The sequence below is a fragment of the Paraburkholderia sp. Ac-20347 genome, assembly GCF_017104805.1.
In the GTDB taxonomy this organism is placed as follows: Bacteria; Pseudomonadota; Gammaproteobacteria; order Burkholderiales; family Burkholderiaceae; genus Paraburkholderia; species Paraburkholderia tropica.
Genome location: NZ_JAAGPN010000343.1, coordinates 1 through 6,922, shown reverse-complemented (window position 1 = coordinate 6,922; position 6,922 = coordinate 1). Strand labels below are relative to the sequence as shown.

Below are 6,922 nucleotides of genomic sequence, written 5' to 3'. Positions count from 1 at the left end.
GCTCGCCTTGCCGCCCGGTTGCGTCGAGACGCAGTCGGCGGCCGTGGCGCGCGCGGTCGTGCAGGCGTCGGAAGCCGTGTGGATCGTGCCGCTGCGGGTGGTTGAGCAGGAGCTGGCGGCGGGCGCGCTGGCGCGCATCGAGGTGCCCGCGCCACATGGCGTCGAGCCGGTCGGCATGCTGCGGCGCACGACCGTGCCGCTCTCGGACGCGGCGCAGGCGTTCATGGAGGCGCTGCGCGAGGCGCAGGAAGGCGAGGGGAAGGGCGGCGGGAAAGACTAAAAGAAATTACATCTGGCGGATAGCGTTCGAAGGAGTCGCATCCCTTAATCTGCGTGCATTCCATCACGGGTCCGCGCCCACACGCGGATAGCGCCATGCGATGTCTCTCCCGAATCCTGGTCGCGCTGCTTGCGACGTTCTGCAGTCTGTCCGCGTTTGCCGCGCCGCGTCTCACGCCGCAACAGTGTGCGGATTACCCGTTCAAGCCGGTGGCCGCGGGCAAGGTCACGCACAAACAGTTGATGCGCGAACTCGGCGAACTGGAGGCCCGGGGTTACGACCCGGGCTCCGACGACGGTGTGTATCCGAGCGATCTGCAAGCCGCCGAAAAGCAGTTGCACGTCGATTACCGCTCGGAATGCCGTCCGGTCAGCGGGACCTGACGGCAGCTTCGTTACGCACGCGCGCATTGCACGCAACGCGCTTGACGTCGCTTAGAACGCGATCGCCACGCCGAACATCGCCACGAACTGATTCGCGGTCGACGACGGCGACGTGTTCTGCGAGTCACCGACCACCGGCTGGGCGTCGATGATGTCGCCCGCGCCGTTCGCGCCGAGCGTCTTGCCCGACGCGTGCTGGTACGCCTGGATCGTGTAGAGCGTGGTGCGCTTCGAGAGGTGATACAGCTCGCGCAGCGAAATCTGCTGATAGCGCGCGGCATCGTGAATGCCGTTCGCCGACGATGCGCGCGTGTAGCTGTAGCCGCCCGACACTTCGAACGGCGTGCTCACGCGGTAGCTGACGAGCGCGCCGTAGGTGTTGAACACGGCGGTGTCGGTGAACATCGAGTGCGAACCCGGACGGTAGAGCACGTTCGAGTAGTTCACGCCGAACAGCAGGTTGCCGACCGTGTACGTCGCCAGCGCCGCGAAGTGCTGCACCGCGCGCGCCGACAGATAGCCCTGGTTGACGACCGAATGCGGGAACGTCGCGCTCGCGGACGTATCGAAACCGCCCGTGTAGGTGCTCGTGTTTTCCATCCGCAGATAGCCGGCCGCGACCGACAGCGGGCCGCCGTCGTAGCGCAGCGCCGCGCTGATCAGGTTGCCGCTTTGCATGCTGCCGGGCTGGCCGCCGAAGCCGTATTGCACGCTGCCGCGCACGCCCGCGATGGTCGGCGAGGTGTAGGTCACCGAGCTGTTCGAGCGGATATCCGTGTCGAAACCGTCGATGTCGCCGGGGTGCGCGCCCGTCGCGCCGGTCAGGTACGTGACCGGGCCGAGCGTGCCCGCGAGCAGATAGTAGGGCGTGTACTGGCGGCCCATCGTGAGCGTGCCGAGATGGCTGTCCTGCAGGCCGACGAACGCATAGCGATTGAACGCGAGGCCCGCCGACTGCTGCGCGCCGGTGCCCGGATCGAAACCTTCCTGCAGATCGAAAATCGCATTGAGCGTCGAGCTCAGCGCCTCCGAACCCTTGAAGCCGAACTTCGAGGCGTAGAGGTTGCCGTTGCGCATGTAGACGTTCGAATGACCGCCCTGGTTATTCGCGTAGGAGATGGCTTCGTCGACGTTGCCGTACAGCGTCAGGCTGCTTTGCGCATGCGCCGTTTGCGACAGCATCGCCGCGCACATCAGGAGCGAGCCGCTCCAGAAAAGGTGTTCTGTTTTCATGATTGTTGCCGCGAAGTTTGCGTGGCCGCTGTCTTCGTCGTGTTTTAGGTGTCTTCACGTACGCGCCCCCGCCGGTCGGATCGACGGCGGGGGCGCGTTTTCAAATTTGAACCGAGTGGTTAAAAGCGGAGCGATGAGTCTCATTGTCGTCCCGCTTTTTGTCTGGCTCGGCGGGCCGGTTTAGTGGCTGTCCGGCAGCGCGTAGGCGATCACGTAGTCGCCGCGATCCGGCGACTGGCGTGCGCCGCCGGCCGAGATCACGATGTACTGCTTGCCGTCGATCGTGTAGCTCATCGGCGTGCCCTGGCTGCCCACCGGCAGACGCGCCTTCCAGACTTCCTTGCCGGTCGAGCTGTCGAACGCGCGAAGGTAGTAGTCCTGCGTCGCCGCGAAGAACACCAGACCGCCGCCCGTCGTCAGCGAACCGCCGATGGTCGGCATGCCGATCGGCGTGGGCATGTGCATCTGCACGCCGTACAGACGCGTGTCCTTGACCGTGCCGAGCGGCACTTGCCACGCGACGCTGCGCGTCTTCAGGTCGACCGCCGTGAGGCTGCCGAACGGCGGCTTCTGGCACGGAATGCCCAGCGGCGAGAAGAAGCGGTCCTTGGTGACCGAGTACGGCGTGCCGCCGAGCGGTACCGCGCCCATGCCGGCGTTGACGGCTTCGTTGCCGTCGGAGGTGCCGCCGCGCTGCTTTTCCTTGACGAGATGCACCCAGAGGCCGAGGCGCATGTCGTTCACGTAGATCATGCCGGCGTTCGGGTCATACGACAGACCGCCCCAGTTCATGCCGCCGAGCGAGCCCGGGAAGCTGAGCGCGTAGTCGGTGTCCGGCGCGGTGAACAGGCCGTCGTAGCGCATGCCGCGGAAGGTGATGCGGCACATCAGCTGGTCGATCGGCGTGACGCCCCACATGTCGGCGTCCTTGAGCACTTCGGCGCCAATCTGCGGCATGCCCACGGAGAGCGGTTGCGTCTTCGCGTACGGCTCGTTCGGAATCGTCGCGGGCTTGACCGGATGCTCGACGACCTTCGTGAGCGGCTTGCCGGTCGCGCGGTCGAGCACGAACAGCTGGCCCATCTTGGTACCGACGATCAGCGCCGGCACCTTCTTGCCGTCTTCCATCGGGAAGTCGATCAGGGTCGGCTGCATCGGCACGTCGTAGTCCCACAGATCGTGGTGAACGGTCTGGAAGTGCCACTTTTCAGCGCCGGTGGTGGCGTCGAGCGCGAGGATCGAGCCGCCGTACTTTTCGTCGAGCGCGGTGCGCTTGACGCCCCACAGGTCGATCGCCGCGTTGCCGACCGGCATGTAGACGGTGTTCGAGGTCGCGTCGTAGGTCATCGGCGCCCACACGTTCGGCGTCGAACGCGTGAAGGTCTTGCCGGTGGCCGGTGCGGCGTGGTCTTCCGGCTGGCCCGGATCGAACGCCCACTTCATCTTGCCCGACATCACGTCGAAGCCGCGGATCACGCCGCCCGGCATGTCGAGCGAGACGTTGTCGGCCACGCGGCCGCCCACGACCACGGTCGTGCCCGCGACGGTCGGCGCCGAGGTGAGCTGATACAGCGGGCTCTTCGCGTTGCCGAGGCCTGCCTTCAGGTCGACGATGCCGTGATCGCCGAAGTCGTCGCACAGCTTGCCGGTGTCGGCGTCGAGCGCGACGAGCTTGGCGTCGATCGTGTTCATGTAGATGCGGCGGCGGCACACGGCCGGATCGCCCGAAGCGGCGATCGGCGTGACCGGCGTCGAACCGGCGACCGTCGGCTGCACCAGCGGCAGGCTCGCGTCGAAATACGCAAGACCGCGGCAGCGCACCCAGACCGTGGTTTTGGTCGGGAATGCATGACGCCACTTTTCTGCGCCGGTGGCGGCGTTCACCGCGATCACCGTGTTATGCGGCGAGCACAGGAACAGCGTCTTGCCGACCTGCAGCGGCGTTTCCTGGTCTTCCGAGCCGCCGCCGTCCGGGCTGAGCGGCACGTCGCCGGTATGGAAGGTCCACGCGACCTGGAGATTCTTGACGTTGTCGCGCGTGATCTGCGTGTAGCCCGCGAAGCGGTCGCCGCCGTCCGAATGGCCGTACGCGGTCCAGTCGCCCTTGCCCGCGGTGCCGGCGACCGGCGCGGTTTCGACGCCGAACTTGCCGTGCGGCACGAACATGCCCCACACGAAGCCGACGTTGACGACCAGCAGCAGGGCGGCGATGCCCCAGGCCGCGCCGCGCGCCGGCGACTTGCCTTCGCCCTTGCGCAGCACCGGCCAGAGCGGCGCGAGCAGCATGCCGATCATCGAGAACATGAAGACGCGCGTGTTGAGCGGCCAGAAGTCGAAGCCGACTTCCCACAGCGCCCACAGCACGGTGGCGATCAGCATGACGAGGTAGATCGGGAACGCGCTGGCGCGGCGGCGCGCGAGCTGGACGCCCGTTGCGCAGAGCGCGAGGCCGGCGAGCAGGTAGTACCAGCTGCCGCCGCGCGCGATCAGCATGCCGCCGCCGATCGTGAAATACAGGCCCAGCACGAGCCCGACGAGGCCCGCGAGGGTCAAGCCCACGCGCGCCGCTTTGCACATCTGTTGTTTATCTGATTCTGAAGGTTGCTTCGACATCGCTCTTTCTCGTTGTGACGCTCAAGTCCATCCGGTCCAGGCTCCGCAAGTCATTGAGGGACAAAGCGTCGCACCGGCTTCTAGATTAACTACTTGGTACATTTTATTGCTAAAATCGAAATCCTGCCGGGAAACGCACATCGCTGTCGGGGGAATGGCACAACGGTCACATGCGTGCTTGTCGCGCGGCCGGATCGGTGGAGCCGTTTTCGTTGTGATTGCCAGGATCTTTTCTTGACCGAATCGGCGCGGCTGAAAATTGATCAGTCATCCTGATCGTGAGCGTCGCGTGCGCCGATGCATCTTGCGTCGAAATCAGGTCGCCGCCTGGCGCGATCGATTCCCGAAATCACGGCCGACATGACGGCGCGTCGCCAGACGCGAAAATCCGTAAAATCGCCGCTAAAAAACCGCATGCTGCGCGTAAGGTTCGGCAACTTCCCCGTTCTTACCACTCGTTACACATATAACAAAGTCGGTCGTATTTTCTCCGTCGGCCTGAAATAAGATGTGCCGTTGTCGACGAGAGACGAGCATGGGTCCGAACAGCCAACCGCAACCGCTATTCAAGAAACGCCTGGGTTTTCTTGGCATCCACGGCCTGCGCCGCGGCGCCGAGCCGGGCGGCGCGCCGTTTGCCGAATCCTCCGATCCCGAGGTCGTGCGTCACGACGCGAATCGGCTCGGCCGCGATTTCGTGGTCGGCGATCTGCATGGCTGCGTGAGCGCGCTCGAACAGCTGCTCGGTGAAGTGGAGTTCGACGCCGGGCGCGACCGTCTGTTTTCCGTCGGCGACCTGATCGACCGCGGAGAACAGAGCGAACGCGCGCTGGCTTTGCTCGAGCACGACTGGTTTCACGCGGTGCAAGGCAATCACGAAGAGGCGCTGTGCGCGGTCGTCGACGGCCGGCTGCCGCGCGAGCGCTGGTACGAGGTGGGCGGCGACTGGGCGCGCTCGCTCTCGGACGGCGAACTGGCGGTGCACGCCGCGCGGCTGCGTCTGCTGCCGCTCGTGCGCATTGTCGGGGAAGGGGACGCGCGCTTCAATATCCTGCACGCCGAGTTCCGCGGCAACGACGATCAACTCGCCGCCGGCCATTTCGAAGCGGCCGTGCGCCGCCGCCTGCTCTGGGGCCGCGATCTGGCGTTCAGCGTGTCGCCTTCCCAGCAAGCCTTGTCCACGACTTATTGCGGTCACACGACCATGCGCGAAGTCCGCCGCATCGGCGCGCACATGTTTATCGACACCGGCGCGTGCAGCCCCGGCGGCAAGCTCACGCTCGTCGAAGCGGGCACGAGCCGCGTCTGGTCGAGCCTCGCCTAAGCGCACGTCCGCCTGATTTTTTCACCGCATTCCACCCCGGCGTCGCGCGGCCGCCACGCCGCGCTATCCACGCAGCATCATTTGTCTTGCCAGCCCTTCGTCACTGAATGATAATAATTATCATTCAGAACCAATCGCGGATCGCTCGTGTCGCTTGTCGCCGCCGGACCGATTGGACAGGCTCAATACATACCGATTCAGTGGTCGAACGCTATTACCGCGAACTGTTGCGTTTTCTTTCCCGGCTGGTGAAAGACGGTGACACCGCTTCGGATATCGCCCAGGAAAGCTACGTTCGCGTGCTCACGCTGCGCGACTCCGGCGCGACCATCAGCGACCCGCGCGGCTTGCTCTATCGCACTGCGCGCAATCTCGTCATCGATACGCATCGCCGTGCTACAGTCCGCGCTCAATCGGTCGTCGACGAGCTGGACGAGATCGACGAACCCGCCGCCCACGTGTCGAGCCAGCCCGAGCAGGTGTGGGAATCGTCGCGCCGCACCGAGGCGCTGGTCGCCGCGATCGACGCGCTGCCGCCGCGCTGCCGCGAGGCGTTCGTCCTGCACAAGTTCGACGGGTTGAGCCACAGCGAAGTGGCCGCGCGCATGGGCATTTCGCGCAATATGGTCGAAAAACACATCATTCGCGGCGTGCTCGCCTGCAAGCAGCGCATGACGGCCTTCGAGGGCGCGGACAGTCAAGCGACCGTCGCCGCCGAATAAAAAACGATGCAAGGTTCTTCGATGTCAGGTTTTGGCTTCGTCGCGCGTCTTCATAGAGGTACGCGCTGACGATATGACGATGGAACGACCCCAACTCCCCGAGACGACCGACGCCGGTCTCGACGCCGATGCCGAACTCGACACGCAGGCCGCGAACTGGCTCCTGCGGCGTCAGCGCGGGCTGAGCGCGCGCGACGAAGCCGACTGGCAGGCCTGGCTCGCGCGCGACCCGGCGCATCGTCGCGCTTACGGGCAGGTCGCCGAGATCTGGCAGGCGCTCGACCACATTCCCCAGCAGGATCTCGCGCGCTATCGCGCCGAAATCGCGGCGCGCGGCGCACCGGCGTCGCCGGGCCGTCGCGCGTTC

7 protein-coding genes are annotated in these 6,922 nt (G+C 65.5%); 5 read left to right on the top strand and 2 right to left on the bottom strand.

The genetic code is table 11. From position 1 onward, the window contains the following. Both G3N97_RS34810 and G3N97_RS34805 read left to right on the top strand, forming a co-directional pair. On the top strand, positions 1-280 hold a 280-nt coding region (locus G3N97_RS34810; protein ID WP_241031023.1), incomplete at its 5' end, for a LysR substrate-binding domain-containing protein. A 95-nt stretch (positions 281-375) separates the two neighbouring features. Next, positions 376-663 carry a DUF4148 domain-containing protein gene (locus G3N97_RS34805; protein ID WP_205997387.1) on the top strand — a complete coding sequence of 96 codons (288 nt, stop codon included), beginning with the start codon at positions 376-378 and terminating at the stop codon, positions 661-663. A 51-nt stretch (positions 664-714) separates the two neighbouring features. Here the strand turns inward: G3N97_RS34805 and G3N97_RS34800 are convergent, their stop codons facing one another. Both G3N97_RS34800 and G3N97_RS34795 read right to left on the bottom strand, forming a co-directional pair. Beyond that, positions 715-1,896 (bottom strand): porin, encoded by a 1,182-nt coding sequence (locus G3N97_RS34800; protein ID WP_205997386.1) that lies wholly within the window; start codon positions 1,894-1,896, stop codon positions 715-717. 180 nt (positions 1,897-2,076) lie between these two features. After that, positions 2,077-4,473 carry a membrane-bound PQQ-dependent dehydrogenase, glucose/quinate/shikimate family gene (locus tag G3N97_RS34795; RefSeq protein ID WP_205997385.1) on the bottom strand — a complete coding sequence of 799 codons (2,397 nt, stop codon included), beginning with the start codon at positions 4,471-4,473 and terminating at the stop codon, positions 2,077-2,079. A gap of 571 nt (positions 4,474-5,044) precedes the next feature. Between G3N97_RS34795 and G3N97_RS34790 the strand changes: the two genes are divergently transcribed. The 3 genes from G3N97_RS34790 to G3N97_RS34780 form a co-directional block, all read left to right on the top strand. Then, complete coding sequence (locus tag G3N97_RS34790; protein ID WP_205997384.1) at positions 5,045-5,833, top strand: metallophosphoesterase; 789 nt, start codon at positions 5,045-5,047, stop codon at positions 5,831-5,833. Positions 5,834-6,033: 200 nt separating this feature from the next. After that, positions 6,034-6,555, top strand: a complete 522-nt coding sequence (locus G3N97_RS34785; RefSeq protein WP_065065027.1) for a sigma-70 family RNA polymerase sigma factor — start codon at positions 6,034-6,036, stop codon at positions 6,553-6,555. A 79-nt stretch (positions 6,556-6,634) separates the two neighbouring features. Next, a partial coding sequence (locus G3N97_RS34780) for a DUF4880 domain-containing protein (protein ID WP_205997383.1) occupies positions 6,635-6,922 on the top strand: 288 nt, incomplete at its 3' end.